The 442-nt window shown below is 73.8% G+C and carries 1 protein-coding gene; it reads right to left on the bottom strand.

The features are described from left to right. Positions 1-71: 71 nt before the first annotated feature. The coding region (locus J0695_RS40515; RefSeq protein WP_206969805.1) for an NUDIX domain-containing protein at positions 72-442 on the bottom strand (371 nt) is incomplete at its 5' end.

Genomic DNA, 442 nt, shown 5'->3' with positions numbered 1-442 from the left:
GCCGAACTGAGCGGGGCGGGGAAGGGCCCGGCCCCTGCGTGTCCGTGGGCCGGCCGGGCTGAGCCGTGGGGTCAGATGTACCGGCCCTCGAACCAGGCCCGCACGGCACGCGTGTGCAGCGGGAAAGCAAGTTCCTCCGCGCGGCGCAGCAGGTGCCAGCCCTCCGTCTCGTCCGTGGCCTCCGACGGCGGCAGCCCTTCCGCGGGACGTTCCGGGAGCAGCCCGAACAGCAGCAGGTGTCCGTCGGGCGAGCTCATGGCCTCGGCGAGCCGTACGTCCCGGATCGCCGCGTCGATGCCGGTCTCCTCCTGGAGTTCGCGGACGACGGCCTGGCGCCAGTCCTCCCGGTCGTCGATGTAACCGCCGGGCAGGGCCGTGCCTCCGCGCGCGGGGGCGATGGTCCGGGTGATGACGACCAGGGCGGTGCCCTTCGGGTCGTACA

The sequence above is a fragment of the Streptomyces beijiangensis genome (genome assembly GCF_017315755.1).
Classification (GTDB): Bacteria; Actinomycetota; Actinomycetes; order Streptomycetales; family Streptomycetaceae; genus Streptomyces; species Streptomyces beijiangensis.
Note: the sequence above shows the minus strand (reverse complement) of the source record. Positions and strands in the feature narration are given on the sequence as shown.